The 26,575-nt window shown below is 65.8% G+C and carries 21 protein-coding genes; 6 read left to right on the forward strand and 15 right to left on the reverse strand.

Features of this window, described 5'->3' with window-relative positions; all coding sequences use genetic code 11:
* Window positions 1-55 precede the first annotated feature (55 nt).
* A complete protein-coding gene (locus ASC83_RS11865; protein ID WP_056062523.1) occupies window positions 56-1,357 on the forward strand; it encodes a M20/M25/M40 family metallo-hydrolase in 1,302 nt (433 codons plus the stop codon).
* Window positions 1,358-1,422: 65 nt separating this feature from the next.
* On the opposite strand, the gene ASC83_RS11870 is transcribed toward ASC83_RS11865, so the two are convergent.
* From ASC83_RS11870 to ASC83_RS11885, 4 genes are all read right to left on the reverse strand, one after another.
* The gene (locus tag ASC83_RS11870) at window positions 1,423-2,388 is read right to left on the reverse strand and encodes a 2-hydroxyacid dehydrogenase (RefSeq protein WP_056064978.1); all 966 of its coding nucleotides are present in this window, start codon (window positions 2,386-2,388) and stop codon (window positions 1,423-1,425) included.
* Between the two features lie 76 nt (window positions 2,389-2,464).
* The gene (locus ASC83_RS11875; RefSeq protein ID WP_056062526.1) at window positions 2,465-2,929 is read right to left on the reverse strand and encodes a nuclear transport factor 2 family protein; all 465 of its coding nucleotides are present in this window, start codon (window positions 2,927-2,929) and stop codon (window positions 2,465-2,467) included.
* 153 nt (window positions 2,930-3,082) lie between these two features.
* The gene (kdgD, locus tag ASC83_RS11880) at window positions 3,083-3,994 is read right to left on the reverse strand and encodes a 5-dehydro-4-deoxyglucarate dehydratase (RefSeq protein WP_056062529.1); all 912 of its coding nucleotides are present in this window, start codon (window positions 3,992-3,994) and stop codon (window positions 3,083-3,085) included.
* A gap of 49 nt (window positions 3,995-4,043) precedes the next feature.
* Entirely contained in the window at window positions 4,044-5,015 is a 972-nt protein-coding gene (locus ASC83_RS11885) for a tripartite tricarboxylate transporter substrate binding protein (protein ID WP_056062533.1), read from the reverse strand.
* Between the two features lie 382 nt (window positions 5,016-5,397).
* Here ASC83_RS11885 and ASC83_RS11890 point away from each other — a divergent pair, with 382 nt between their 5' ends.
* Both ASC83_RS11890 and ASC83_RS11895 read left to right on the forward strand, forming a co-directional pair.
* Window positions 5,398-6,495 (forward strand): beta-propeller fold lactonase family protein, encoded by a 1,098-nt coding sequence (locus ASC83_RS11890; RefSeq protein WP_056062538.1) that lies wholly within the window; start codon window positions 5,398-5,400, stop codon window positions 6,493-6,495.
* 101 nt (window positions 6,496-6,596) lie between these two features.
* A complete protein-coding gene (locus tag ASC83_RS11895; RefSeq protein WP_056062540.1) occupies window positions 6,597-7,589 on the forward strand; it encodes a tripartite tricarboxylate transporter substrate binding protein in 993 nt (330 codons plus the stop codon).
* 68 nt (window positions 7,590-7,657) lie between these two features.
* Here ASC83_RS11895 and ASC83_RS11900 read toward each other — a convergent pair whose 3' ends face one another.
* Complete coding sequence (locus ASC83_RS11900) at window positions 7,658-7,981, reverse strand: helix-turn-helix transcriptional regulator (RefSeq protein ID WP_056062543.1); 324 nt, start codon at window positions 7,979-7,981, stop codon at window positions 7,658-7,660.
* 229 nt (window positions 7,982-8,210) lie between these two features.
* Here ASC83_RS11900 and ASC83_RS11905 point away from each other — a divergent pair, with 229 nt between their 5' ends.
* Window positions 8,211-10,247, forward strand: coding sequence for a tetratricopeptide repeat protein (locus tag ASC83_RS11905; protein ID WP_056062545.1), 2,037 nt, complete (start codon window positions 8,211-8,213; stop codon window positions 10,245-10,247).
* Window positions 10,248-10,280: 33 nt separating this feature from the next.
* On the opposite strand, the gene ASC83_RS11910 is transcribed toward ASC83_RS11905, so the two are convergent.
* The 10 genes from ASC83_RS11910 to ASC83_RS11955 form a co-directional block, all read right to left on the reverse strand.
* Window positions 10,281-10,607, reverse strand: a complete 327-nt coding sequence (locus ASC83_RS11910; protein ID WP_056062550.1) for an EthD family reductase — start codon at window positions 10,605-10,607, stop codon at window positions 10,281-10,283.
* A gap of 114 nt (window positions 10,608-10,721) precedes the next feature.
* Entirely contained in the window at window positions 10,722-12,569 is a 1,848-nt protein-coding gene (locus tag ASC83_RS11915; RefSeq protein ID WP_056062552.1) for an ABC transporter ATP-binding protein, read from the reverse strand.
* 77 nt (window positions 12,570-12,646) lie between these two features.
* Entirely contained in the window at window positions 12,647-13,114 is a 468-nt protein-coding gene (locus ASC83_RS11920) for a CopD family protein (protein ID WP_056062555.1), read from the reverse strand.
* Between the two features lie 136 nt (window positions 13,115-13,250).
* Entirely contained in the window at window positions 13,251-13,571 is a 321-nt protein-coding gene (locus ASC83_RS11925; protein WP_156379486.1) for a hypothetical protein, read from the reverse strand.
* A 21-nt stretch (window positions 13,572-13,592) separates the two neighbouring features.
* A complete protein-coding gene (locus tag ASC83_RS11930; protein WP_056062561.1) occupies window positions 13,593-14,960 on the reverse strand; it encodes a bifunctional diguanylate cyclase/phosphodiesterase in 1,368 nt (455 codons plus the stop codon).
* Between the two features lie 105 nt (window positions 14,961-15,065).
* Window positions 15,066-15,932 carry an oxaloacetate decarboxylase gene (locus ASC83_RS11935; protein WP_056062564.1) on the reverse strand — a complete coding sequence of 289 codons (867 nt, stop codon included), beginning with the start codon at window positions 15,930-15,932 and terminating at the stop codon, window positions 15,066-15,068.
* 80 nt (window positions 15,933-16,012) lie between these two features.
* A complete protein-coding gene (locus tag ASC83_RS11940; RefSeq protein ID WP_056062566.1) occupies window positions 16,013-17,290 on the reverse strand; it encodes a PrpF domain-containing protein in 1,278 nt (425 codons plus the stop codon).
* A 35-nt stretch (window positions 17,291-17,325) separates the two neighbouring features.
* The gene (acnD, locus tag ASC83_RS11945) at window positions 17,326-19,962 is read right to left on the reverse strand and encodes a Fe/S-dependent 2-methylisocitrate dehydratase AcnD (protein WP_056062569.1); all 2,637 of its coding nucleotides are present in this window, start codon (window positions 19,960-19,962) and stop codon (window positions 17,326-17,328) included.
* A 33-nt stretch (window positions 19,963-19,995) separates the two neighbouring features.
* Complete coding sequence (gene prpC / locus ASC83_RS11950; RefSeq protein ID WP_056062572.1) at window positions 19,996-21,156, reverse strand: 2-methylcitrate synthase; 1,161 nt, start codon at window positions 21,154-21,156, stop codon at window positions 19,996-19,998.
* A complete protein-coding gene (locus tag ASC83_RS11955) occupies window positions 21,153-21,548 on the reverse strand; it encodes an acyl-CoA thioesterase (protein WP_056062575.1) in 396 nt (131 codons plus the stop codon). The genes prpC and ASC83_RS11955 overlap by 4 nt, the downstream gene beginning before the upstream one ends.
* Window positions 21,549-21,682: 134 nt before the next feature.
* Between ASC83_RS11955 and ASC83_RS11960 the strand changes: the two genes are divergently transcribed.
* Together ASC83_RS11960 and ASC83_RS11965 are read left to right on the forward strand one after the other, a co-directional pair.
* Complete coding sequence (locus tag ASC83_RS11960; protein ID WP_056062579.1) at window positions 21,683-23,134, forward strand: short-chain fatty acyl-CoA regulator family protein; 1,452 nt, start codon at window positions 21,683-21,685, stop codon at window positions 23,132-23,134.
* A 271-nt stretch (window positions 23,135-23,405) separates the two neighbouring features.
* Entirely contained in the window at window positions 23,406-26,501 is a 3,096-nt protein-coding gene (locus ASC83_RS11965; protein WP_056062580.1) for an EAL domain-containing protein, read from the forward strand.
* Window positions 26,502-26,575 lie beyond the last annotated feature (74 nt).

Genomic DNA, 26,575 nt, shown 5'->3' on the forward strand with positions numbered 1-26,575 from the left:
GGTGTTGCAAGACTCCATAATCGCTTTCCTCATTCCTTCACCGAGCCTTTGCACCATGCACCATCCGCAGCGCCGCCCACACTCAGCCCCTTCGTTTGTCCGCCCCCTGATGGCCTCGCTGGCGCTGGCGTTTGCCGCCGCCGTGGCCCACGCTGCGCCGGTGGCTGATGTCCATGCGCTGGCCCAGAAGGAGCAGCAGCCGCTGCTCGACACCCTGCGCGACCTGGTGCATATCGAGTCGGGCAGCAAGGACATCGAAGGCCTGAATCAGATCGCCGAGCGCATTGCCAGCCAGCTCAAGCAACTGGGCGGCACGGTGGACGTGCTGCAAACCAGCGATATCTACCGCCTGGACGACACCCCCGAGAAGGTGGGCCCTGCTGTGCAGGCCGTGTTCAAGGGCACGGGCAGCAAGAAGATCATGCTCATCGCGCACATGGACACGGTGTACCTGAAAGGCATGCTCAAGGGCCAGCCTTTCCGCATCGATGGCGACAAGGCCTATGGCCTTGGCATCTCGGACGACAAGCAGGGCATCGCGCTCATCATCCACACCGTGGCCTTGCTACAAAAGCTCAACTTCAAGGACTACGGCACGCTCACTGTGTTGATCAACGGCGACGAAGAAATCAGCTCTCCCGGCTGGCGCAGCACCATCACCCGTGTGGCGTCTGAGCAGGACGTGGTGTTGTCGTTCGAAGGCGGCGGCACCGACGGCACGCTGCGCCTGGCCACCAGCGGCATTGGGGCGGCCTACCTTACGGTGCAGGGCAAGGCGTCGCACGCCGGGGCCAAGCCCGAGGATGGCGTGAACGCGCTGTATGAGCTGTCGCACCAGCTGCTGCAAATGAAGGACTTGTCCAAGACCGACGAGGGCCTCAAGCTGAACTGGACGGTGTCCAAGGCGGGCACCAACCGCAACGTGATTCCGGCCGAAGCCACGGCCCAGGCCGATGCGCGCGCGCTGCGTGTGGCCGATTTCGACGGGCTGGAGAAAGGCCTGCAAGAGAAGGTCAAGAGCAAGCTGCTGCCCGCATCCAAGGTGGATGTGAAGTTTGAAGTGCGCCGCCCGCCGCTGGAGGCCAGCGACGCATCCCGCCGCGTGGCGGGTTACGGCAAGGTCATCTACCAGGAGCTGGGGATGTCGCTCAATGTGGTGGAGAAAGCCACGGGCGGCGGCACCGACGCAGCGTTTGCGGCGCTCAAGACCAAGGGCGCGGTGGTGGAGGGCATGGGCCTGTCGGGCTACGGCGCGCACTCCAACGATGCGGAGTACGTGCAGATCAACACCATCGTGCCGCGTCTGTACCTCGCCACGCGCATGATCATGGACATCTCGCGCGACCGCGTGAAGTGACACGCTGAGCTGCTCCACACCCTCCCTGTGAGGGCAGCCGTGTAACACAGGGCGCCGTGGCGGGCTCAAGCGCCCGGCGTGCCCGGCACCGGCGTGCGCACGGTGCCGGTCGCAAAGAAGGATGCCAGGTTCTCCAGCACCAGGTCTGCCATGGCGCGGCGGGTTTCGTGGGTGGCGCTGGCGGTGTGCGGGGTCAGCACCACGTTGTCCAGCGCCATCAGCGCGGCGGGCACGCTGGGTTCATTCTCAAACACGTCCAGCCCGGCGCCGGCAATGCGGCGCTCGGTCAGCGCATCGATCAGTGCCGCCTCGTCCACCACAGTGCCACGCGCCACATTGATGAGAAATCCGTTGGCGCCCAAGGCCTCCAGTACATCGCGGTTGACGAGGTGGCGCGTTGCGGCGCCACCTGCAACGGTGAGCACGAGGTAGTCGGCCCACTGCGCCAGCGCGGTCACCGACTCGAAGTAGGGCAGTGCGCATTCCTGCGCCGGGCGGCGGTTGTGGTACCCCACCTCCATGCGAAAGCCGCTCGCACGCTCGGCCACGGCCTGCCCGATGCGGCCCATGCCCACGATGCCCAGCCGCTTGCCGGACACGCGGGTGCCCAGTGCGTATCTGGCCTTCGGCCATTCACCACGGCGCACAAAACGGTCGCTGGCGGCCACGTGGCGTGACACATCCAGCATCAGCGCAAACGCCATGTCGGCCACACAGTCGTTGAGCACGCCGGGTGTGTAGCCCACCTGCACACCACGGGCCTTGGCTGCATCGATGTCCAGCGCATCAAAACCCACGCCAAAACTGCTGATGACCCGAAGGTTGGGCAATGCCGCAATGACTTCGCCCTTGAGGCCGATGGCTGCGGTGGTCACCACCCCCGTGAACTCCGCACCGTGCGACGCCAGAAAAGCCGCCGGATCGGTCTGGTCGGCCAGGCAGGCGACGCTGTAATGGGCAGCCAGTTCGACTTCCAGTGCAGGAAGGGGCAGGCGGCCGATTTGCAGGATGCGAGGGGGAGTCGTGGTCATGGTTTCGTGGGGCAACAGTGCCAAAAAATGCAAGGGGCGGCATACGGCGGCACACAGCCGCCCCGATGTGTCTACATCATGCCGCGACGCGCACGGCCTGGCGCGCCAGCAGCTTCCACTGGCCACCTTGCTGTTGCCACACGCCCAGGATCTTGATCTGCACCTTGCCGGGCTTGCCCGAGTCGTTGGTGTCGGCCGTGAGGGTGTGGCGCACGATGGCGGTGTTACCCACCACCTTGATGGTCTGGTCGGTGATGGCGATGGTCACGAAGTCGGACTTGCCAGCGATCAGGTCGCCGATGAAGCTGTCCTTGGTGTCCACGCGGCCGCCCGAATGGCCGTAGCTCAGGTCGTCGGCGACGAGGGCGGTCAGTGCAGCGGGCGTGGGGTCGATCATGGCCACGCGCAGCTTTTCTGCGGCGGCAGCCACTGCCTGTTCGGTCGATGCCGAGGAGGCTGTGGCTGCCGCACCCGTGGCGCAACCTGCGAGCGCGGCAATGGTCACGGCAGCGGCCGCGGCGAGAACGATTTGCTTGAACATTTTGTCTGTCTCCGTTGTTGTGTTGGGGTTTTGGGAATGGGCGTGCCACGACTGCCTCCGGACCTGTGCACGGCCGGGCCCGGGGTGTAGGGGTGTCTGCAATGGGAGCAAAAAACGAGGGCCTGGTGAACCAGGCCCTGCGCCAGGCCGCGCTTACTGCGGCCCGAGCTTGTCAATCAGCGCCTTGAGCTCTTCCATCTCGTGGGGCTTGAGGTCCGTCAGCGGCGCCCGCACCGGCCCGCCGTCATGGCCCACGATGCGTGCCCCCGCCTTGATGATCGACACGCCATAGCCCTCCACCCGGTTGCGGATGGCCAGGTACGGCATGAAGAACGACTTGAGCAGCCGGTGCTGCGTGGCCGTGTCATCGCTGGCCACCGCCTTGTAGAACTCCATCGCCGTCTTGGGGATGAAGTTGAACACCGCCGACGAATACACCGGCGTGCCCAGCGCCTTGTAGGCAGCGGCATACACCTCCGCCGTGGGCAGACCGCCCAGGTACGAAAAGCGGTCACCCATCTTCATGTAGATGGAAGACATGGTCTCGATGTTGCCCACACCGTCCTTGAACCCCACCAGGTTCGGACAACGCTCGGCCAGGATGGCCAGGGACTCGGCCGTGAGCTTGGTGCGGTCGCGGTTGTAGACGATCACACCGAACTTCACGCTCTTGCAGACCTGCTCCACATGGGCGATCAGGCCTTCCTGGCCAGCTTCGGTCAGGTAATGCGGCAACAGCAGGATGCCATGGGCGCCCAGGCGCTCGGCCTCCTGGGCATGGGCAATGGCCGTGCGGGTGGGGCCACCGGCCCCGGCAATGATCGGCACCTTGCCCCGGCAGGTATCCACGGCCGTCTTGATGACCTCGCTGTATTCGGGTCCCGAGAGCGAGAAATACTCACCCGTGCCACCGGCGGCAAACAGGGCGCTGGCGCCATAGGGGGCGAGCCACTCCAGGCGCTCGATGTAGGTCTTGGGGCGGAAGTTGCCCTGCTCGTCGAAGTCGGTGATGGGGAACGAGAGCAGGCCGGAGCCCATGATGGTTTTGAGTTCTTGCGGGGTCATGGTCATTGCAGCGGGAGAGGATGGTGAATGAAACGGGTGTCTGCGGCGCTCAGTCGAGCTTGATGTTGGCGGCCTTCACCACGCTGGCCCAGCGCGCGCGTTCCTTGGCGAAGAACTGGTCCTGTTCGGTGGAGGTCATGGTCACCACTTCGGCGCCCTGGCCGGCCAGGCGCGAGCGGATCTCGGGTGCGCGGATGGCAGTGATGAGCGCCTTGTTGAGCTTTTGCACGACCGCATCGGGTGTGCCGCGTGGCAGCAGCACGCCTTGCCAGGTGCCGGACTCGTAGCCGGCCACACCCTGCTCGGCAATCGTGGGCACGTCACCGATCAGCGGCATGCGGGTGGACTTGGAAACGCCCAGCACCTTGAGCTTGCCGTTTTGTACCTGGGGCAGGGTGGCCAGCATGCCGTTCATCAGCACCTGGGTCTGGCCGGCCACGGTGTCCTGAATCGCGGTGACGCCGCCCTTGTAGGGGATGTACTGCCAGCGTGCGCCGCTGGCGCGCTCCAGCGCCACGCCGGCAAGGTGGGGAGCGCTGCCGGTGGCCGTCACGGCGAAGTTCAGCTCGTTCTTCTTGGAGTAGGCGATCAGCTCCTTGAGGTTGTTGACCGGCACCGAGGGGTGCACCACCAGCAGGTGGGGGGAGTAGGCCAGCATGGTCACACCGCGCAGGTCTTTGGAGGGGTCGAACGACAGCTTGGTGTAGACCGAGGGGCTGATCGCCAGCGCGCCCACATCACACAGCAGCATGGTGTAGCCATCGGGCTCGGCCTTGGCCACAAAGTCGGCACCCAGGTTGCCATTGGCGCCGGGCTTGTTCTCGACGATCACGCTCTGCTTGAGCGATTCGGACAGCGCCTGGCTGATCGAGCGCGCAATGATGTCCGAGCTGCCGCCTGGTGGGTAGGGCACCACGATGCGCAGTGTCTTGGCAGGCCATTCAGCGGTCTGGGCCGTGGCAGAAGCTGCCGCCAGAGCGGCAGTGCAGGCCAGAAGAATTGCGCGACGTTGCAGGCTCATGGAATGTCTCCGTGTGTTTGTGTTGTTAGTCATCGTACAACTAGATCGAAAAATATGCAATCCATGCCGGTGCCATTCAGTGCATGTTTAGGTGGATTTCAGGGTTTGTACTGAGATTTCTGGTCCAAAAAAGTCCAGAGATTGTTGACTGGCGGGTGTTTCAAGGTTGTACGTGACCTCGGGTAATCCCTTTCTCTGTCAGCGCTGAAGATGGGTCAGAATGCATTCCTTGTTGTATGACGACATATCACAATTACACGATGCTGCAGCAATGAATCGCCATGCGAATGGCGTCTCCGGGCGCAGCAGAACCACCACAGCCTCACTGGCGGGCGCGCTTCAGAGTCGCAGTCCAGCCGAAGGCATTACCAGGGGACCGAGCATGAGCATCCCATTTCGTATCCATCACCGCGTCGCGCCCGTGATGCTGGCCGTCGCAACCGCGCTGGGCGTACAGGCGGTACAGGCAGCCACCTGGGTGTACGTAGCCAATGCAGACAGCCAGGATGTGTCGGTGCTGGAGCTGGACCGCGCCGCCGGGACGCTCAAGCCCGTGGACACCACGGCACTGGGCGGCGCTGCCATGCCCATGGCCGTCAGCCCGGACAAGCGCGTGCTCTACGTGGCATTGCGCTCACAGCCGTTTCGGGTGGTCAGCCTGGCCATTGACCCGGTGAGTGGCAAGCTGCGCAAGCTGGGCGAGGCGCCGTTGGCCGACAGCATGGCCAATATCGACACCGACGCCACCGGGCGCTGGCTGTTCGCAGCCTCCTACCCCGGACACAAGATCACGGTCAACAGCATTGGCAAGGACGGTGCCGTGGGAGCGGTGCAGCAGCTCATCCCCACTGCGCCCAACGCGCACGCCATCCACGCGGACGCAGCCAACCGCTATGTCTTTGCTACCAGCCTGGGTGGCGACCACCTCTCGGCCTGGAAGTTTGATGCAGAGACCGGCAAGCTCACCGCCCACGAGCCCGCGCTGACCCCCGTGGCGCCCGAAAAGTCCGGCCCCCGCCACTTTGTCTGGAGCGGCGACCAGCGCCACCTGTATCTGCTTGACGAACTGGATGCGGCCGTGCATGTGATGGCCTACGACAAGGAGCGTGGCACGCTGCGCCCGCTGCAGCGCACCACGGCGTTGCCCGCAGGTTTTGCGGGCAAGCCCTGGGCCGCCGACATTCACCTATCGCCCGATGGCCGCACGCTGTATGCGTCGGAGCGCACGTCCAGCACGCTGAGCGCATTTCGCGTCGATGCCGCCACCGGGCAGCTGCAGCCCCTGGGGCATGTGCCCACCGAAAAGACGCCGCGCGGTTTTGCAGTGGACGCGTCTGGCCGCTTCCTGATCGCTGCGGGACAGGAGTCGCACCACGTCGCACTGCACCCCATTGACCCCGCGACAGGCCTTCCCGGTGTGCCCACCCGCGTTCCGGTGGGCAAGAACCCCAACTGGATCGAGATCGTCGATATGCCCTGAGCGAGTAAGGGCGCGCGTTCACAGGCTGCACCGACAACACGGCCTCTGCAGGCGCCCTCGCTCTTTGCCCCCTTTTTTCATTGCCCCTAGGAGACAAACACATGCAACGCAGAACCCTGGTCCAATCCGCAGCGCTGGCAGCTGCAGGCGCGCTGATGGCGCTGCCCGCCATGGCCCAGACCACCTGGCCCACCGGCAAAGCCATCAGCTACGTGGTGCCCTTTGCCGCCGGTGGCACCACCGACACCCTGGCCCGTCTGATCGGCCAGCAACTCGGCACAGCCCTGGGCACGACGGTGGTGGTGGAGAACAAGGGCGGTGCGGCTGGCAGCATCGGCTCGGAGGCCGCCGCGCGCTCGGCCCCGGATGGCTTCACGCTGCTGGGTGGCACGGTCAGCTCGCATGCCATCAACATCAGCCTGTACCCCAAGCTGGGTTACGACCCCATCAAGTCGTTCAGCCCCGTCACGCTGATCGGCACCAACCCGGTGGTGCTGGTGGTGTCGGCCAACAGCCCTTATAAAACCCTGAAGGACGTGCTGACGGCCGCCAAGGGCAAGCAGGGCGGCCTGTCGTCCGCGTCCGCTGGCACCGGCAGCTCGCAGCATCTGGCGGTGGAACTGCTGGCCTACAAGTCGGGCGTGAAGTTCACGCACATCCCCTACAAGGGCAGCGGCCCCGCGATCCAGGACGTGATCAGCGGCCAGGTGGACATGATGTTTGACACCACGGTGGTGGCCGCACCCCACATCCAGAGCGGCAAGCTGCGCGCCATTGCCGTCACATCGCCCAAGCGCCTGGCCTCCATGCCCGACGTGCCCACGGTGGCGGAGTCGGGTGTGGCCGAGCTCAAGGACTTCGAGGTGCAGTCCTGGCAGGCGATTTTTGTGCCGGCGGGCACGCCCACCCAAGTGGTGAGCCGCCTGCACGACGAGATCCGCAAGATCCTCGCCCAGCCCGACATGCAGACCCGCCTCAAGGGGTTTGGCATGGAGCCTGCCGACATGAGCGTGGCCCAGATCGCCACGTTCCAGAAAGCCGAAGTAGACAAGTGGGCCCAGGTCATCAAGGCGGCCAACATCAAAGTGGACTGATGCTCCGCTGACCCCTTTTGCTCCCTGTAAAGACTTGGCGGAACAGCCTTCGGGCCATTCCGCCTTTTTTATTGCGGGTTGGGCGCTTGCGCGTTTGCGGGGGCGTCCGCCGACGGAGAACGTGGCGTGAGCACGAGATCTGGATGCTGCCCGGTGAGCAACAAAAACATCGCAAACACCGGCCCCTGCATGTTGCGCTCGTCGGTCATGCTCTCCAGCGCCTGCCAGGTGCGCGATTGCACGCCGCCCCGGCTGCCGGTCTGCAGCGGGTAGCCCATGAGTTCGGCGGCTTGCGCCTGGCTGAGCCCGGCCGCAACGCGCGCGGCCTTGAGCTGCTCGCCGGTGGGCACAGGCATCGCAAGGGCCATGGCGGAAACGGGTGGTGTGGACATGATTTGCTATAAAAAGAAGAGCTAATTGGGCATGAAGTACCGGCGCTACAGCCCATTTTTACCCAAAAAGCGGGAGCGTTATCCGGGTGTGGTGCTGGCACATCACTGGACAAAACAGAGAGGTGCCGCGATGCAGGCTGGCGGAGGGCGCTTCTAGAATTTGCTCGCACTTGACGAGCGTCAACACAAACAACAAGCCGCATTCCGAGCGGCATCCGAGGAGGGATTCGTGAGCTACACCATCCAGATCTGGGAAAAGCCCGCCGATTGGCCGTGGCCCACGACCAAGGCCGAGGCGGACGCGCAGTACGAGCGCGTGGAGGCAGGCCCCCAGGTGCCGATGAACCCCAAGTACGCAGCGTGGGCCCAGGCCGTCGAGCCGCGCTTTCCCGGGTTCTGGGACATCTACTTGGGCGGCCCAGACATCACCGATCCGACCTTTGGCGTGGGCATCAACACCCGCTTTCCGGATTGGGGTCCGCCGTTTGACGATGGCTGGGAGCAGGCGGCCCGCCTGGGCCTGAATCTGTATGACCCACAAAGTGGCGTGCACTATCTGGCCAATGGCGACGCCCCTGAGGAGCCCGACTTGCAGGTGCACCATGCGGTCCGTGCGCGCCAGGCGGGCGATGACGCCAAAGCCTGGGCCGAGTACCGGCGCTGGGCAGCGCGGGGCAACCCCCATGCGCTGTATGCGCTGGGTCGGGCCCTGCGCTTTGGCACCATGGGCCAGCGCAGGCACTTTGACCTGGCGGCTGCACTGCAGCTCATGGGCGCGCACGATGCGGAGACCCGCAAGGACGCCCAAGCCTTCTACGAGCGCTTTCCGGACAAGGCCAAGGCCCGCGTTCAGGCTCTGATGGCACGGCTGACGGCCGCCCCGGGCGAGACACTGCTGCAGATCGTGGACGAAGAGCGCAAGGCGGTGGATGACGCCGTGGCCCGCAGCGAGCAACTGGCCTTGTACTCGCGCAAGCGCATTGAAGCGGCAGACGCCCTGGAGCCCGCAGCGGCCCAGGGCCACGAGGTGGCAGCCTTTCTGCACGCGCTGGAGACCGTGATCGGCTGGGAGCAGCCCAACTACGAGAACGCGCGCTCCTGGTGCCAGCGCGCTGCAGACTGGGACCATGAACCCGCCAAACGCCTGTTGGCCGTGATGTTCGAGCGCGGCTGGGGCGGGCCGGCGGACGCGCAGCAGGCCGCCAAGTGGAACGCCGCCGCGCAAACGCAGCGGCAGCGGGCGCAGCAAAAGCAGCAGGCCCAGCAAGCGTCAGAGTCGCCCGGCGGCCTCAGCCTGGCGCCCATGGCTGCAGCTTCGTCCGCGCCCGGTGCCGCAGCACCCCTGGTGTGGACTGGCAACCCCCTGCGCGACCTGCCGGGCTGGTACGCCCGCGAGGGCGATCCGCACGCCGCTTTCCACCTGGGCACCAGCGACGAGCATGGCCGCTATGGCGGCCCCGTGAACCTGGCCCAGGCCCGCGCCTGGTATGCCCAGGCGGCCGAGGCAGGCCACGCCGACGCCACCTACAACCTGGGCACCTTCATCGAAAGCGGCAAGGGCGGCCCCAAAGATGCCCTGGTGGCCAAGGCGTTGTTCATGCTGGCCAATACGCGGGGCACCACCATGCAGGTGGCCGACCTGCGCATCAAGCCGCAAGAGCAGGGGCCCGTGCGGGCGCTGGTGATGGCACTGCGCGAGCCGGGGCGGCTGCGTGCCGTGCTGCAAGAGCGGGGACTCGCCCCGAATCCTCAGGCTGCTGGTGGGGCCGCCGCGCGGGTGGTGGGCGCAGCGGCAGCGGCGGGTCTGTCCGCAGGTGAATGGGGGCGGGGTGATGGCGCCCCGCCGTCGCCAGGTACAGCCAGGCCGCCAGAGCCACAGACTCCGCGTTCGCAGGCGCCCAGCCCCTCGCGCAGCCGCACAGGCCCGACGCATCGCAGCGAAGAGGGCGACGAGGGCGATGCCCATGAAGATGCCCGCTATGGACGCTCCACCTCCACGTTTGCATGGCACCTGGGCCATGCGGCGCTGGGCATTGGTGTGGCCAACGGGGCATTGCTGATGGCCTTTTTCAAGCCCGGGGCCAGCTTTCGCGTGGGCATGGTGGTGCTGGGCCTGATCGCGGCGCTGGGCGCCTGGCGCACAGCGCGCGACTTTGACTGGTCGCCCCTGGCGCGTGCCGTGGTGGCGGTGCTGGCCGCCATCCCCTTGCTGGGCATGGGCGTGTGCCTGGGCCTGCTCTTCAAGGCCTTGCGCGAACGCGGGTAGGGGTGGGCCGCCCACCGCAAACCCACGAGGCCGTCAGGTGGTGACAGAGTGCTCCAACGCCTGCGCAAAGTACGAATCGGGCTGGATGTTGGTGTAGTTGGGAATGTCTGCCGACAGTTCAGCCATCGTCGCTTTGGCTGCTGTCTGGGCCTGCTTCAGGTCGCTGAAGAACGCGTTGGTCAGCGCCACGATCTGGCCTGGGCGCGGATCGCCGGGGTAGAGCACGCGGTCGCTCTCCAGCCGCACCAGGCCCAGCGGCTGCAGTGCCGCGCGGGCGATGCGCATGTGCTCGGAGTGGTAGTAGTCGTGGTTGAAGGTGGCGCCTTCACGCCAGCGGTAAACGGCGGTGACTTTGATCATCGGTGCGATTCCATCCGGTGGTTGAAACCCGCCACCGTAGGGACAACACACCCGCGGCACAGCCGCGTGCGCGACAGCGTGTCGCCCAGGCGGCTCGTGTCCGTCCTCGCCGACTCAGTCTTCTTCCGATTCGCCCAGGAACCCGCCGCTCTGGTGGCCCCACAGCCGGGCATACACGCCGCCCTGGCCCAGCAGCTGGGCGTGTGTGCCTTCTTCCACAATGCGGCCCGCGTCCATCACGATGAGGCGGTCCATGGCGGCAATGGTGGACAGGCGGTGGGCAATGGCGATCACCGTCTTGCCCTGCATCAAGCCGTCCAGGCTTTGCTGGATGGCCGCTTCCACCTCGGAGTCGAGCGCGCTGGTGGCTTCGTCCAGCAGCAGGATAGGCGCGTCTTTCAGCATCACGCGTGCAATGGCCACACGCTGGCGCTGGCCACCCGAGAGCTTGACGCCGCGCTCGCCCACATGGGCGTCATAGCCGGTGCGGCCCTGCAGGTCGGTGAGTGTGGCGATGAAGTCTGCGGCCTCTGCACGCGCGGCCGCCTGGTGCAGGTCGGCCTCGCTGGCATCGGGGCGGCCGTACAGGATGTTGTCGCGCATGGAGCGGTGCAGCAACGAGGTGTCCTGCGTGACCATGCCGATGTGGCGGCGCAGGCTGTCCTGGGTCACGTGGGCAATGTCCTGCCCATCGATGAGAATGCGGCCCGACTGCACATCGTGAAAGCGCAGCAGCAGGTTGACCAGCGTGGACTTGCCCGCGCCCGAGCGGCCAATCAGGCCGATCTTCTCGCCGGGGCGGATGGTGAGGTTGAGATGGTCGATGACCGGACGGGCATCGGGGCCGCTGCCGTAGGCAAAGCTCATGTCCTCAAAGCGTACCTCTCCCCGGGTCACGACCAGGGGCTTGGCGTCGGGGGCATCTACCACGGCGCGCGGTCGGGTCAGCGTGTTGATGCCGTCCTGGATGGTGCCCACGCTTTCAAACAGGGTGGTCATCTCCCACATCACCCAGTGCGCGTGGCCCGATACGCGCAGCGTCATCGCGGTGACAGCCGCCACGGCACCCGCCCCCACCTCGCCGGCCGACCATAGCCACAGGGCCGTGCCGCACGCGCCGAGAATCATGGCCACCACCAGCAGCTGGTTGACGATCTCGAACAGGCTCACCAGGCGCATCTGCGCATAGCCGGTCAGCTTGAACGCGTCCATGGCGGCACGCGCGAATTCGGATTCGCGCCGCGTGTGCGAGAACAGCTTGACGGTGGCAATGTTGGTGTACGCGTCGGTGATGCGCCCGGTCATCACCGAGCGCGCGTCGGCCTGCGCCTTGCCCACCTGGCCCAGGCGCGGCACAAAGTACCAGCAGGCCAGGCCATAGGCCACCATCCACGCGGCAAACGGCAGCAGCAGCCGCGCGTCAAACCCGGCCAGCAGCACAAGGATGGTCACCAGGTAGATGCCCATGCCAATCACCACGTCGGTGGTCGTGAAGATCATGTCGCGCACGGCCAGCGCGGTCTGCATGATCTTGGTGGTGATGCGGCCCGCAAACTCGTCGGCGTAGAACGCCATGCTCTGGCCCAGCATCAGCCGGTGAAAGTTCCAGCGCAGCCGCAGCGGAAAGTTGATGGCCAGCACCTGGTGCTTGATGCTGGTCTGCAAGGCGACCAGCACCACCGACACCAGCAGCAGCGCAGTGATGCCGATCAGCGCCGCTTTGCGTTCGGCCCATAGCGTGCCCGGAGACGCGGACGTGGAGATCCAATCCACCACCACGCCCAACACGGCAAACAGCAGGGCTTCGTAAATGGCAATGGCTGCGGACAAACCTGCCATGGCGGCCACGTAGCCACGCAGGCCACGGGTGCCGTCCCACACAAAGGCCAAAAAGGCCTTGGGAGGCAAGTGCGGCTCTGCAGCGGGGTAGGGGGGAAGCCGGCTTTCGAAGAAACGGAACAACGTCAAAACTCCTGGGGCCACGCGGTGCGAGCTGCCGCGCGGGGCAGCAGGCTGCGGGCCCATCCAATCAATAGACCCTAGACCAGCAGCGTGACCACGACGATCACCACACCCAGCGCCAGGTTCACGCCCACCCAGCTGCGGATGCTGCCCAGGGCCTTGGCGCCGCTGGGCCAGTCCGACGCTGCCACGGCACGCTGCAGGCGCCGGAACAACGCAAAGCGGATATGGCCGAAGATGGCCATCATCACGAGGCCCAGCGTGGCCATGATGGTCCAGTCCAGTGGCATGGAGAACACACCGCCCGTCTGAACGGCCTGCTTGGCCGCGCGGCCGATCATCCACAGGCCGCTGCCCAGCACCAGCACCACGGCGGCAGTGACTGCCACAAAGAAGCGCTGCAGCACGTCATGCATCAGCCGCAGGCGCTGCGGGGGCTCCAGCGACTGCGCGGCAGGCCGCAGAAAAAAATGGGCGAACACCATGCCCCCCACCCACACGATGATGGACAGGACATGGACAAGCTTCAAGGCGTTGTAGAGCATGGGTGCGTGGCGCTGGGCGCCGAGTGTGGTGAAGTGACCCAGGGGTGGGTCAGAGCATCCGGCCAGCGGGGTTGCGAATGCCAGGCCGCATTGTGCGGTGATATGCCTGCGGCGGTGAACCTCGACCCAAGAACCCCTATGTGTCTGCGTGGCCATGTGGCTTGCGCAAGAGTGCCTTGGCCAGGCGCCACACTGCGGGCAGCAGCAGGGCCGTGACCATGGGCACCCACACGGCCAGATAGCACCAGCTGGCCGGCCCGCTGTGGCCCACGCTTTCGATGCCTGTCGTGCGCTCCACCCATGACCACACCGGATAGAGCATCAGCGTGACGGCAAGGGCCACCGGCAAGGCCGCCACAGCCAGACCCAACCGCACCACGCACTGCAGTACAAGCGGCTTGGTCCCGTTGTATGCCCCCACCGAAGTCGCCTCAGAGCCAGGGACGGACGTGTGCAAGACGGGCTGGCATCACGGACATCAAGAATGCAGGGGCGCCAGCGCCACCCGCACCTGGTTGCCGCCGTTGCGCTTGGACAGGTACATGGCTTCGTCGGCGTGGCCCAGCAGGCGGTGCTCTTCGCCACCATGCTCGGGGTAGATGGCCACGCCAATGCTGGGCTGGATGTACAGACGCTGGCCTTCGAGGTCGAAATCCTGACCAAAGGCCGCGAGTATCTTGTCGGCCACCGCACAGGCGTGCTCGCGGGCCTGGCCGCCTTCGAGCAGCACCACAAATTCATCTCCGCCCAGCCGCGCCACCGTGTCGGATGCGCGCACGCATTCGAGCAGCCGCTGCGCCACCCGCTGCAGCAGCAGATCGCCCATGGCGTGGCCCAGGGTGTCGTTCACTTCCTTGAACCGGTCGAGGTCAATGAACAGCAGCGACAGCAGCGTCTGGTCGCGCCGCGCGCGGGCCAGGGCGGTCTTGAGCCGGTCCAGAAACAGCTGGCGGTTGGGCAGGTGCGTGAGCTGGTCGTACTGCGCCATATGTTCAAGGCGCTCATACATCTGCTTGCGTTCAATAGCGGCCGCTACCTGGGTGGAGACGAACTGCAGCAGCTCCTTGTCCTTGTCGGTGTAGCGGCCTTGTTCGGTGTAGCTTTGCAGCACCAGTGCTCCCAGGGGGCCACGCTGCGTCTGCAAGGGCACACCCAGCCAATACAGCGGTGTCCGCGTGGCATGCGCTGCAGCGCGCCAGTGCGTGGCCTTTGCTACCGACGAGTCCGGCGTGAGCAGCAAGGTGGCACCGCCACGGATCACCTCCGCATAGCGCGGGTCCTCGGCCAGCGCCATGGGTTCGGGCGCGGGCAGGTGCTCGTTGACGTGGTACGGAAAGCTCAGCTGGTCATCGTGCGGGTTGTACAGGGCCACCGCAAAATTGGTGGCGGGCAGCAGGCCGCCCACGATCTGGTGAATGTGCTGGAACAGGGCCTGCAGGTTGTGTGTGGTGTGCGCGGCTTCGGAGATGGCGTAGATCACCGCCTGCATCGACTCGGTGGCCTTGCGCGCGGTGATGTCATGGGCCACCSCCAGCCGCACCTGCTTGTCGGGCAGCCAGCGGGCCGTCCAGCGGATGTGGGCGATGGAGCCATCCTTGCGCACGTAGCGGTTTTCAAACTGCAGCTGCAGCTCGCCCTGCGTCACGTTGTGGGCCTGCCGTTGGGTGGCGGGCAGGTCGTCGGGGTGCACCATGTCCAGCATGCGCTTGCCGATCACTTCGTCGGGGGTGTACCCAAAGATGCGCTCGAACGCCGAACTGACAAACACAATCGAGCTGTCTCCCCGCACGATGCAGACGGCGTCGAGCAACAGGTCCACCAGGTTCAACGAAGAAATGCTTTGCATGGTGCAGCGCGCACGGTGTACTGGAAAGACCCATTGTGCCCGGCACCGGTGGCTTGTGCGGCCTTGAAGGCAAAAACGCGACGGGTTCTTGCCCCGGGGGTGACACTAAGGCCTGGCGTACTTCGCTTCCAGCGTATCCCAGTCGGCTTTGCGCACCAGCCGCTGGCGCTCTGCAAACGGTGCGACCAGTGCGGGGTCTTCGTCAATGCGCTGCGCGTCGCGCAGCACGGTCAAGGCCTTTTGCATGCCAGCCACCGCGCCCTGCAGCGCTGCGTTGGCGTACAGCACCAGGCCATAGCCCAAGCCGGCGAGTTCTTCGGCGCTGGTGATGGGGGTCTTGCCTCCGATCACCATGTTCATCAACTGTGGCGCCGCCAGCCGCTGGGGCAGGGCGCGGATCTCTTCCAGCGTGGTGACGGCCTCCACAAACAGGATGTCTGCGCCCGCCTCCTGAAAGCGCTGGGCGCGCTCCACGGCGGCCTCGAAGCCCTGGGTGGCGCAGGCGTCGGTGCGGGCCAGGATGAGGGTGTCCGCATCACGGCGCGCCTCCACGGCGGCTTTGATCTTGCCCAGCATCTCGTCGGTACTGATCACGTCCTTGCCGTTGAAATGCCCGCAGCGCTTAGGGCTGACCTGGTCTTCGAGCTGGATGCAGTCGGCCCCCGCGCGCTCCAGCACACGCACCGCATGGTAGGTGTTGAGGGCGTTGCCAAAACCCGTGTCGGCATCGACGATGAGCGGCAGCTCCACCGCGTCGCGGATGCGTGCGGTGTGGTCGGCAATGTCGGTCAGGCCCATGAAGGCCTGGTCGGGCAGGCCGAACCACATGTTGGTCACGCCAGCGCCGGTGACGTAGAGGGCTTCAAAGCCCAGGTCGGCCACCACGCGGGCGGAGAGGGCGTTGAAAGCGCCGGGCACGATGACGCCCCGGCGAGCCTGGGCCAGGGCTTTGAGTTGTTGTCTGGTGTTCATGGTTGGGGTGGTGAGCTGGGTTGCTATATGTTTGATAGCTGTTGGCGCATGAGTCACTAGCGCATCAAGCCATTTTTGCTTTAAAAAATGTCGCCCGGCACCCGCACCCAGCCTTCCATCAGAATGCGGGCGCTGCGGCTCATCAGGGCCTTGGTCACCTTCCACTGGCCGTTGATCTGCGCTGCTTCGGCCCCCACGCGCAAGGTGCCCGAGGGGTGGCCAAACCGCACGCTGCTGCGCACGCCCCCGCCCGCTGCCAGGTTGACCAGCGTGCCGGGGATGGCTGCGGCCGTGCCAATGGCCACCGCTGCCGTGCCCATCATGGCGTGGTGCAGCTGGCCCATGGAGAGCGCGCGCACCAGCAGGTCGATGTCCTTGGCGTCAATGGCTTTGCCGCTGGAGGCCGTGTAGCTGGCGGGAGGCGCGACGAAGGCGATCTTGGGGGTGTGCTGGCGCGTGGCGGCCTCGCTCACATGCTGGATCAGGCCCATGCGCAGGGCGCCGTATGCACGGATCGTCTCGAAGCGCGCCAGTGCCGCCGCATCGCCGTTGATGGCCCGCTGCAGCTCGGTGCCGGTGTAACCCAGCTCTTGTGCATTGAGAAAGAGGGTGGGGATACCCGCGTTGATCAGCGTGGCGGCGAAGCTGCCGACCCCGGGCACCTCCAAGGTGTCCACCACGTTGCCCGTCGGGAATAACGCCCCCACGCTCCCCACTGCGTGTGGTTCGCTGCCCCCCGAGGGGGCCCTCGCCAGCTTGGGGCGGCCCGGCGCTGTCGAGATGGCTCCCCCGTCATCGCCATCCTCCGCCGGGTCCATGAACTCCAGCGCCACCTCGGCGGCTGCAAAGGTCACGCCGTCCAGCTCGAAGTCGCCCGTCTCCTGCACCTGCCCATGGGCAATGGGCACATGCGCCACGATGGTCTTGCCGATGTTGGCCTGCCAGATGCGAACCGGAAAGGTGCCGTTCTGTGGAATACGCGCCGCATCGATCAGCCCCATGTGAATGGCGCACGGCCCCACCGCAGCCGACAGGTTGCCGCAGTTGCCGCTCCAGTCCACAAAAGGCTGGTCGATGGACACTTGGCCAAACAGGTAGTCCACGTCGTGGCCCGGCCGCGTGCTGCGCGACAGGATCACGGCCTTGCTGGTGCTAGACGACGCATTGCCCATGCCGTCGATCTGCTTGCCGTAGGGATCAGGGCTGCCCAACACGCGCAGCAGCAGGGCGTCGCGGGCGGGGCCAGGTTGCTGGGCGGGGGCGGGCAGGTCGTCGAGGCGAAAGAAAACGCCCTTGCTGGTGCCGCCGCGCAGGTAGGTGGCGGGAATGCGTATCTGTGGTGCGGAGTGGATGCTCATGAAGAAATATCAAATTTAATAGCGCACAGTGCTTTCTAGGCGGGCGCGAGCACCTGTTTTTGGTCTGCATTCTTGGCAAGAAAGTCTTGCGCAAAGCGCTGCAGCACGCCACCCGCTTGATAGATAGAGACCTCTTCGGCGGTGTCGAGGCGGCATGTCATGGGCACTTTTGTTTCCTCGCCATTCTTGCGGTGGATGACCAAGGTGAGGTGGGCACGGGGTTGCATGTCTCCCTCCACGCCATACACCTCCGTCCCATCCAGCCCCAGCGTGATGCGGTTGACTCCCGCTTCAAACTCCAGCGGCAGCACCCCCATGCCAATCAGGTTGGTGCGGTGAATGCGTTCAAACCCCTCGGCCACCACCACCTCCACCCCCGCCAGCCGCACCCCCTTGGCGGCCCAGTCGCGGCTCGACCCCTGGCCGTAGTCGGCGCCAGCAATGATGATGAGTGGCTGGCGGCGGTTCAGATAGGTTTCCATGGCCTCCCACATGCGCATGACCCGGCCTTCGGGCTCCACGCGGGCGAGCGATCCCTTTTTCACTTTGCCATCCACCACGGCCATCTCGTTGACGAGCTGCGGGTTGGCAAACGTGGCGCGCATGGCGGTGAGGTGGTCACCCCGGTGCGTGGCGTAGGAGTTGAAGTCCTCCTCGGGCACGCCCATGTGGGCCAGGTATTCGCCCGCTGCGCTGTCCCGCAGGATGGCGTTCGAGGGTGACAGGTGGTCGGTGGTGATGTTGTCGGGCAGGATGGCCAGCGGACGCATCCCTTTCAACGTGCGCGGGTGGGCGGCGAGTGCACCGATGCCCTCGGTGTCCCAGTAGGGCGGGCGGCGGATGTAGGTGGACTGCGGGCGCCACTCGTACTGCGGCGACACGCGCTGGCCATCGTCGTGTCGGATGGCGAACATGGGTTCGTACACCGCGCGGTACTGTGCGGGTTTGACGGCGGCCTTTACCACCGCGTCGATTTCTTCATCGCTGGGCCACAGGTCCTTGAGGCGGATCGGACTGCCATCCACCACCGCCAGCACGTCTTTTTCGATGTCAAACCGTACCGTGCCGGCAATCGCATAGGCCACGACCAGCGGGGGCGAGGCCAGAAACGCCTGCTTGGCATAGGGGTGGATGCGCCCGTCGAAATTGCGGTTGCCCGAGAGCACGGCGGTGGCGTACAGGTCGCGGTCAATGATCTCCTGCTGGATGGCAGGGTCCAGCGCCCCACTCATCCCGTTGCACGTGGTGCAGGCAAAGGCCACGATGCCAAAGCCGAGCTTTTCCAGGTCGGCCAGCAAGCCCGCTTCCTTCAGATACAGCTCCACCGCCTTGGAGCCGGGCGCCAGCGAGGTCTTGACCCAGGGCTTGCGCGTGAGGCCCAGCCGGTTGGCGTTGCGCGCCAGCAGCGCGGCGGCGATCACGTTGCGCGGGTTGGAGGTGTTGGTGCAGCTGGTGATGGCGGCAATGACCACGGCGCCATCGGGCATCGTGCCGTCCTGTGGTGCGGGCATGGCCCAGGGGCCCGCGATGCCTTGGGCGGCCAGGTCGGACGTGGCCACGCGCGCATGCGGGTTGGAGGGGCCGGCCAGGTTGCGTACCACGCGCGACAGGTCGAACACCAGGTTGCGCGCGTAGACCGCGCCTTTGAGGGTGTCGGACCACAATCCCGCTGCCTTGGCATACGCCTCGACCCGCTTCACTTGTTCCGCCTCGCGGCCCGTCAGCGTCAGATACTCCAGCGTCTGTTCGTCGATGCTGAACAAGGCTGCCGTGGCACCATATTCGGGCGCCATGTTCGAGATGGTGGCGCGGTCGCCAATCGTGAGCTTGGCGGCGCCTTCGCCAAAGAACTCCAGATAGGCACCCACCACCTTGGCCTTGCGCAAAAACTCGGTGAGCGCCAGCACCACATCGGTGGCGGTGATGCCGTCCTGGCGATGTCCGGTCAGCTCCACGCCCACGATCTCAGGCAGCCGCATCATCGATGCGCGCCCCAGCATCACGTTCTCGGCCTCCAGGCCGCCCACGCCGATGGCGATCACGCCCAGGGCATCCACATGGGGGGTGTGGCTGTCGGTGCCCACACAGGTGTCGGGGTAGGCCACGCCACGGTCGGCATGGACCACGGGCGACATTTTTTCCAGATTGATCTGGTGCATGATCCCGTTCCCCGCCGGGATCACATCCACGTTGGCAAAGGCTTTTTTCGTCCACTCGATGAAGTGAAAGCGGTCCTCGTTGCGGCGGTCTTCGATGGCGCGGTTCTTGGCAAACGCGTCGGGGTCGAAACCGCCACACTCCACGGCCAGCGAGTGGTCCACGATGAGCTGCACTGGCACCACGGGGTTCACCTGGGCCGGGTCGCCACCCTCCTTGGCAATCGCATCGCGCAAGCCCGCCAGGTCCACCAGCGCCGTCTGGCCCAGGATGTCGTGGCACACCACGCGCGCCGGGTACCAGGGGAAGTCGCGGTCGCTGCGCCGCTCGACGAGCTGGCGCAGGCAGTTGTTGATGGTGGCCGGATCGGCGCGGCGCACGATGTTTTCGGCGTGGACCCGGGCGGTGTAGGGCAGGGTGGCCCAGGCGCCCGGTTGCAGGGCTTCGACGGCCTCTCGGGCATCAAAGTAGTCGAGCTGCGTGCCGGGCAGCTTCTTGCGATACAGAGTGTTCATGAGCGTGGGGCAGGGGGCTTCGGCCGTTTGGTTTTACTTGCGGTCCTGGATTGGTACGAACGCCAGGTCTTCGGGCCCGGTGTAGTTCGCACTCGGCCGGATGATCTTGTTGTCGATGCGTTGCTCGATGATGTGCGCCGCCCAGCCGCTGGTGCGTGCGATGACGAACAGCGGAGTGAACATGGCGGTGGGCACACCCATCATGTGGTAGCTCACGGCGCTGAACCAGTCGAGGTTGGGGAACATTTTTTTGACCTCCCACATCACCGTCTCCAGCCGCTCCGCAATGTCGAACATCTTGGTGCTGCCAGCGGCGTGCGACAGACTGCGTGCCACGCCCTTGATGACCACATTGCGTGGGTCGCTCACGGTGTAGACCGGGTGGCCGAATCCGATCACCACTTCCTTGGCCTCCACGCGGCGGCGGATGTCGGCTTCGGCCTCATTGGGGCTGTCGTAGCGTTTCTGAATCTCGAACGCCACCTCGTTCGCGCCGCCATGCTTGGGGCCGCGCAGCGCGCCGATGGCGCCGGTGATGGCCGAATACATGTCGCTGCCCGTGCCCGCCACCACGCGGGCGGTGAAGGTGCTGGCGTTGAACTCGTGTTCTGCATAGAGATTGAGTGAGGTGTGCATCGCACGCTCCCAGGCGGCGCTGGGCTTGGTGCCATGCAGCAGGTGCAAGAAGTGCGCACCGATGGAGTCGTCATCGGTCTCCACCTCGATGCGACGGCCCGAACTGGCCCAGTGGTGCCAGTAGAGCAGCATCGAACCGAGAGATGCCATGAGCCGGTCGGCAATGTCGCGCGCACCGGGCAGGTTGTGGTCATCCTTTTCGGGCAGCGCACAGCCCAGGGCCGAGACGCCCGTGCGCATCACGTCCATGGGGTGGCTGGCGGCGGGCAGTTGCTCCAGCGCCTGCTTCACACTCATCGGCAGGCCGCGCAGGGCCTTGAGCTTGGACTTGTAGGCACGCAGTTCGGCGCGTGTGGGCAGCTTGCCGTGTACCAGCAGGTGGGCGATTTCTTCGAATTCGCAGACCTCTGCAATGTCGAGGATGTCGTAGCCCCGGTAGTGCAGGTCGTTGCCCGTGCGGCCCACGGTGCACAGGGCGGTGTTGCCCGCCGTCACGCCCGAGAGCGCGACGGACTTCTTGGGCCTGAAGCCCGGGGTGTCTGCGGTGGTGGTGGTCATGCGGTCTCCTGGTTCAGATACGAATTAGTGATGGCAACGGGACGGCCTTTGGCATCCACCGCCACCATTTCAAAAATCCCCTTCAGCACCTCTTCTGGGGGAGAGCCCAGCGTGGCGGCCAGGCCCGTCACACACACGGTGAGCGAGCTGCGCCCGATGCGGCTGACCCAGGCGCGCAGGGTGAGCACATGGCCCACGGGCACGGGGGCCAGAAAACGCACATCGGTCACGCCCGCCATCACCACGTCGCGCTGTGCGGCGCCGCGCGCTGCCAGAAACGCCGCCTTGGCCATGAGCTGCAGGGCGTTGCCGCCGAACAGCGTGCCGTAGTGGTTGGCTTCTGCGGGGAAGACGATTTCCGTCAGTTCGACGGTGCCAGTGGGGGTTGTCATGCTTCGCAATTTACGCACAATGGCATTTCGCTGTAAGCACTAAATTGGCGAATGATTGCGAATGAAAACTCGTCAATTTGCGAATATTGCGAATGGCGATCAGGGTGCGACCAAAGAGCAGCGAGAAAGATGGAATGAAAAAAACCTTCATGGGTGTGCGCCTGCGCCGCCTGCGCGAAGAGCGCGGCATGACCCAGGTGGCGCTGGCCCGGGCGCTGGACCTGTCAGCCAGCTACCTCAACCAGCTGGAGCAGAACCAGCGCCCGCTCACGGTGCCCGTTCTGCTCAAGATCAACGCCGTGTTCGGTGTGGATGTGCAGCGGTTTTCTGACGACGACGAGGCGCGTCTGATTACCGGCCTTCGAGAGGTGCTGGCTGACCTGCCTGCGGGTGTGGGCGGGGAGGGCGCGGGCGATGCCGTGTCTCTGGCAGAGATCCGCGAGCTGGCCGCAGGCATGCCCGCTGTGGCGCGCACGCTGCTGGCGTTGCACCAGAGGCACCGTCAGGCGCTGGAGCGCCTGGCCGCCCTGGGCAATGACCGGGGCGGCGAGGGCACCGTGGCCCACCATCCGCCCATGGCTTATGAAGAGGTGCGCGACTTCTTTTTTGCACGCCAGAACCACATTGCCGAGCTGGACGATGCTGCCGAACGCTGTGCCGCTGAATGGGGCCTGCTGCCAGGGCGGGCGGATGAAGCGCTGGCGCAGCGACTGCACCAGGCTCATGGCGTGCGCGTGGTGGATGTGGCCGACCTGCCCGGGCAGGCGCAACGGGTATTCCAGGCCGATGCCGGCGTGTTGCAGCTGGCGGCTGGCCTGGAGCGGGGGCAGCGGGCGTTTCAGATGGCGACGCAGCTGGCGTTTCTGGAGCAGGGCGCCGAGCTGCAACGTTTGGCCGCTGGCGCCGGGCTGTCGAGCGACCAGGCCCGGGCGCTGGCGCGTATCGGTCTGGCCAACTACTTTGCGGGGGCGCTGGTGCTGCCCTACACTGCCTTTTTGCAGGCGGCCGAAGCGGCGCACTACGACATCGACCGGCTGGGCCAGCAGTTTGGTGTGGGCTTCGAGACCGTGTGCCATCGCTTGTCCACGCTGCAGCGGCCCAGTGCGCGCGGCGTGCCGTTCTTCTTCATCCGGGTAGACCGCGCGGGCAACATCAGCAAGCGGCAGTCGGCCACACACTTTCACTTCAGCAAGATCGGCGGCACCTGTCCACTGTGGAATGTGTACGAGGCCTTCGCACAGCCAGGCCGCATCGTGCCGCAGGTGGCGCGCATGCCCGATGGCCGCGCCTACCTGTGGGTGGCGCGTGTGGTATCGCGCACCGGCGGCGGCTGGGGCGTGCCCGGCAAGGAGTTCTCCGTAGCCCTGGGTTGTGACATCCGCCACGCGCCGCAGCTGGTGTATTCACGTGGGCTGGACCTGGCCAACCCCGAGGCCGCCGTCCCCATCGGCATGGGCTGCAAGGTGTGCGAGCGAGACGCCTGTCCGCAACGCGCGTTTCCGCCCATCGGGCGGGCGTTGGATGTGAATGAAAACCGCAGCCGTTTCGCGCCGTACCCCGTGGCGCCAGGGGCAGTCGTCGGGTAAACCCGTGGGCGTTCTGGTTCGGAAATATGCTCATCATTTCATAGCTTGTGAGGTAAGTCGCTGTGGCGCTAGAGGCACTTTTTTCTTAAATTTTTCGCCGTAACCAAATGTTGGCTCCACAGTGGCTGGATTGCCGCTATCCTGCGCAATTTGCATGGTGTCTGGTCGGCTCCCCGGCCAGCAAAGCAAAGGCACGTCTCTGACTTCTTCCACTTCTTCCCCGCTGGCTGCCCTGGCTCCCCCAAGCCGCTATCGGCATTGGGTGGCGGGCATGGGTGTGGCCGTTCTGGGGTTGGTGGTGAGCCTGTGGCTGGCGCAGCACCAGGCTGCGTCGATGGCGCAGATCGAAGAAGCGCGCTTCACCCAGGAGACGCGGGCGTTTGCCGAGGCGCTGAGCCAGCGCATTGCCGGTCACACCGAGGTGGTCAACGGCCTGCGGGGCCTGTTCACGGCCAACCCCCGCTTGTCGCGCCTGGACTTTGAACGGGCCGCCAGCGAGATGGAGGTGGGCCAGCGCTACCCCGGTGTTCGCAACCTGTCTTTCACGCGCTGGGTGCCTGGGCGTGAGCGCGAGGCCTACGAGGCCAGGGTGAGGGCGGACACTTCGTTGTCACCCGACGGTTTGCCCCAGTTCAAGATCCACCCACCCGGCGATCGTGCCGAGTACTTCGTGGCCGAGTATCTCTGGCCCATGTTCGGCAATGAAGGGGTGCTGGGCCTGGATATCAGTGCCCAGCCCGCCAACCTGGCCGCCATGCGCTACAGCCGCGACAGCGGGCAGACCGTGGTGTCTGCTCCGTTCGATCTGCTGCAAGAGACAACACATCGCGCAGGCATCGTCATCCGCGTGCCGGTGTTCGACCCCACCGCCGGCACGGCCGAGCAGCGTTTTGTGGGCGCGGTGGCGTCCACCTTGCGGGTCTATGACCTGGTGCAGGGGCTGGGCAGCCAGGGGTTTCTGAACGGCATCGCTGTCGCCATGGCGGATCTCGGCCCGGTGCGCCCGGATTCGGGCGATGCCATGGTGCGACCCCTGCTGGAGCAGACGGCCCCGGGCCTGCCCGGTGCACGGCCATTGGTGCGTGAGCTGGGGGTGCATGACCGGCGCTGGCAGCTTACTTTCTACCCGACCCGGTCGTTCCTGACGGCGTCGGAAACGCGTTTGCCGTGGCTGGCCGGGCTGGCGGCCGCAGTGGTGTCGTTGTTGCTGGCTTCCGTCGTGGCCCTGCTGGTGCGCCAGCGCACCCTGGCGCTGGTGCGCGCCCAGCTGTCCGACGATGCCCGGCGCGAGAGTGAGGAGCGGTTCCGTGCGCTCTTCAACCAGGCCACCGTGGGTGTCGCACAGGTGGACTCGGCCACGGGCCAGTTTGTGCGCGTCAACCAGCGCTACGGCGACATTCTGGGGTACAGCCCGGAGGAAATGGTGGGCATGACCTTTCAGAGCCTCACCCACCCCGATGACCTGGCAGCGGACCTGGCGCAAGTGAGGCGGCTACAGAGCGGCGATGTGCCCGAGTACCGGCTGGAAAAACGCTACATCCACAAGGACGGGCACGAGGTCTGGGGCGACCTGACCGTGTCGTCGATGTGGGCGTCAGGCTCCGCGCCCGGCCACCACATTGCCGTGGTGCAGGACATCACTGCGCGCAAGCGCATGGAAGAAAACCTGCGGGCCAATGAACAACGCCTGCGCAGCATTCTGGAGCGCCTGCCCATGGGCCTGTGCCTGGTGCAGGACGATGGGCTCATCAGCTTTCGCAACCAGCGGTATGTCCAGATCTGCGGCTACACGCAGGAGGAGGTGCCCGACACCGACACCTGGTGGCAGCGCGCCTACCCTGACGCTGCGGAGCGCGACGCGATCCGCCAAAGGCTGCTCGACACCAGGCACCTGGGCGTGATCCCGCTGGCCGAGTACACGATCCGCTGTGCGGACGGCAAGTACAAGCCGGTGGAGATTTCCGGCATTTTTGTCGAGGGGGGTCGCCTGATCACCATGCAGGACCTGAGCGAGCGCAAAGCCGCCGAGGAAGAGATCAACCAGCTGGCCTACTACGACCCACTCACCCGCCTGCCCAACCGCCGTTTGCTGATGGACCGGCTGCAGCAGGCGCTGGCCACCAGCGCGCGCCACCAGCGCAGTGGTGCACTGCTGATGCTGGACCTGGACAACTTCAAGACGGTGAACGAAACCCGGGGCCACGACCGGGGCGATGCCTTGCTGTTGCAGGTGGCGCACCGTTTGCGCGGCTGTGTGCACGAAGACGACACCGTGGCCCGACAGGGCGGCGACGAATTTGTGGTGGTGCTGGAAGACCTGGGCGACAGTCCCGAGGAGGCTGCAGCGCGCGCCGAGGACGTAGGTCAGCGCATCCTGGGTGTGCTGCGCGAGCCCTACCAGATAGATGGCGCTGCGCACCACAGCTCGCTGAGCATGGGTGTCACCATCTACAGCGGCACGCGCGAGACCGTGGACGAGCTGCTCAAGCGTGCCGACCTGGCGCTGTACCAGGCCAAGAACGCGGGGCGGGACACCTTGCGCTTTTATGACCCTCAGATGCAGGCCGCGGTCAGCGCCCGCGCCACGCTGGAGCTGGACATGCGGGTGGGCCTGGCCCAGGGCCAGTTCGAGCTGTATTACCAACCCCAGATCGACCGCGGCCGCATTACCGGGGCCGAGGCGCTGCTGCGCTGGCGGCACCCGCGCGATGGATTCATCTCGCCCGCGCATTTCATCCCGCTGGCCGAAGAAACCGGCCTGATCCTGCCGTTGGGCGAGTGGGTGCTGCAGGCAGCCTGTCGGCGGCTGGCCGCATGGGCCCAGCAGCCCGACCTTGCCTTGCTGAGCCTGGCCGTGAACGTGAGCCCACGGCAGTTCCACCAAAGCGGCTTTGTTGCCCAGGTGCTCGCGGCGCTGGCGGGTGCGGGGGCTGACGGCCACCAGCTCAAGCTGGAGATGACTGAAGGCCTGCTGCTGCAAGACGTGGAAGACACCATCGACAAGATGGGCCAGCTCAAGGGCTACGGCGTGGGCTTTTCGCTGGACGACTTTGGCACGGGCTATTCGTCGCTGAGCTACCTCAAGCGCCTGCCGCTCGACCAGCTCAAGATCGACCAGAGCTTTGTGCGCGACGTGCTGACCGACCCCAATGACGCGGCCATTGCCCGCACCGTGGTGGCACTGGGCACCAGCCTGGGCCTGCGCGTGATTGCGGAGGGCGTGGAGACCGAGGCGCAGCGCGAGTTTCTGGAGCGCCACCACTGCCACGCCTGGCAGGGCTACCTGCTCAGCCCCCCCGTGGCAGTGGCGGAGTTTGAGGCGCTGGTGCGCCGAACCAATGGCGCCCTGGATGGGCGCCTTGGATGACGCGGGGCGTGCGGCGTGCGGCGGGCGCAGGGTGGCGTGTGTTGCGCGGAGTGCAGGTGGCAACACGCCGCCGG

It is taken from the genome of Acidovorax sp. Root402 (genome assembly GCF_001425125.1).
Taxonomy (GTDB): domain Bacteria; phylum Pseudomonadota; class Gammaproteobacteria; order Burkholderiales; family Burkholderiaceae_C; genus Acidovorax; species Acidovorax delafieldii.

Bases quoted from the DNA above. Each gene is read 5' to 3' on its own strand.
- ASC83_RS11865 (WP_056062523.1), top strand. From the start codon at position 56: ATGCACCATCCGCAGCGCCGCCCACACTCAGCCCCTTCGTTTGTCCGC.
- ASC83_RS11870 (WP_056064978.1), bottom strand. From the start codon at position 2,388: ATGACCACGACTCCCCCTCGCATCCTGCAAATCGGCCGCCTGCCCCTT.
- ASC83_RS11875 (WP_056062526.1), bottom strand. From the start codon at position 2,929: ATGTTCAAGCAAATCGTTCTCGCCGCGGCCGCTGCCGTGACCATTGCC.
- kdgD (WP_056062529.1), bottom strand. From the start codon at position 3,994: ATGACCCCGCAAGAACTCAAAACCATCATGGGCTCCGGCCTGCTCTCG.
- ASC83_RS11885 (WP_056062533.1), bottom strand. From the start codon at position 5,015: ATGAGCCTGCAACGTCGCGCAATTCTTCTGGCCTGCACTGCCGCTCTG.
- ASC83_RS11890 (WP_056062538.1), top strand. From the start codon at position 5,398: ATGAGCATCCCATTTCGTATCCATCACCGCGTCGCGCCCGTGATGCTG.
- ASC83_RS11895 (WP_056062540.1), top strand. From the start codon at position 6,597: ATGCAACGCAGAACCCTGGTCCAATCCGCAGCGCTGGCAGCTGCAGGC.
- ASC83_RS11900 (WP_056062543.1), bottom strand. From the start codon at position 7,981: ATGTCCACACCACCCGTTTCCGCCATGGCCCTTGCGATGCCTGTGCCC.
- ASC83_RS11910 (WP_056062550.1), bottom strand. From the start codon at position 10,607: ATGATCAAAGTCACCGCCGTTTACCGCTGGCGTGAAGGCGCCACCTTC.
- ASC83_RS11920 (WP_056062555.1), bottom strand. From the start codon at position 13,114: ATGCTCTACAACGCCTTGAAGCTTGTCCATGTCCTGTCCATCATCGTG.
- ASC83_RS11935 (WP_056062564.1), bottom strand. From the start codon at position 15,932: ATGAACACCAGACAACAACTCAAAGCCCTGGCCCAGGCTCGCCGGGGC.
- ASC83_RS11940 (WP_056062566.1), bottom strand. From the start codon at position 17,290: ATGAGCATCCACTCCGCACCACAGATACGCATTCCCGCCACCTACCTG.
- acnD (WP_056062569.1), bottom strand. From the start codon at position 19,962: ATGAACACTCTGTATCGCAAGAAGCTGCCCGGCACGCAGCTCGACTAC.
- prpC (WP_056062572.1), bottom strand. From the start codon at position 21,156: ATGACCACCACCACCGCAGACACCCCGGGCTTCAGGCCCAAGAAGTCC.
- ASC83_RS11955 (WP_056062575.1), bottom strand. From the start codon at position 21,548: ATGACAACCCCCACTGGCACCGTCGAACTGACGGAAATCGTCTTCCCC.
- ASC83_RS11960 (WP_056062579.1), top strand. From the start codon at position 21,683: ATGAAAAAAACCTTCATGGGTGTGCGCCTGCGCCGCCTGCGCGAAGAG.
- ASC83_RS11965 (WP_056062580.1), top strand. From the start codon at position 23,406: ATGGGTGTGGCCGTTCTGGGGTTGGTGGTGAGCCTGTGGCTGGCGCAG.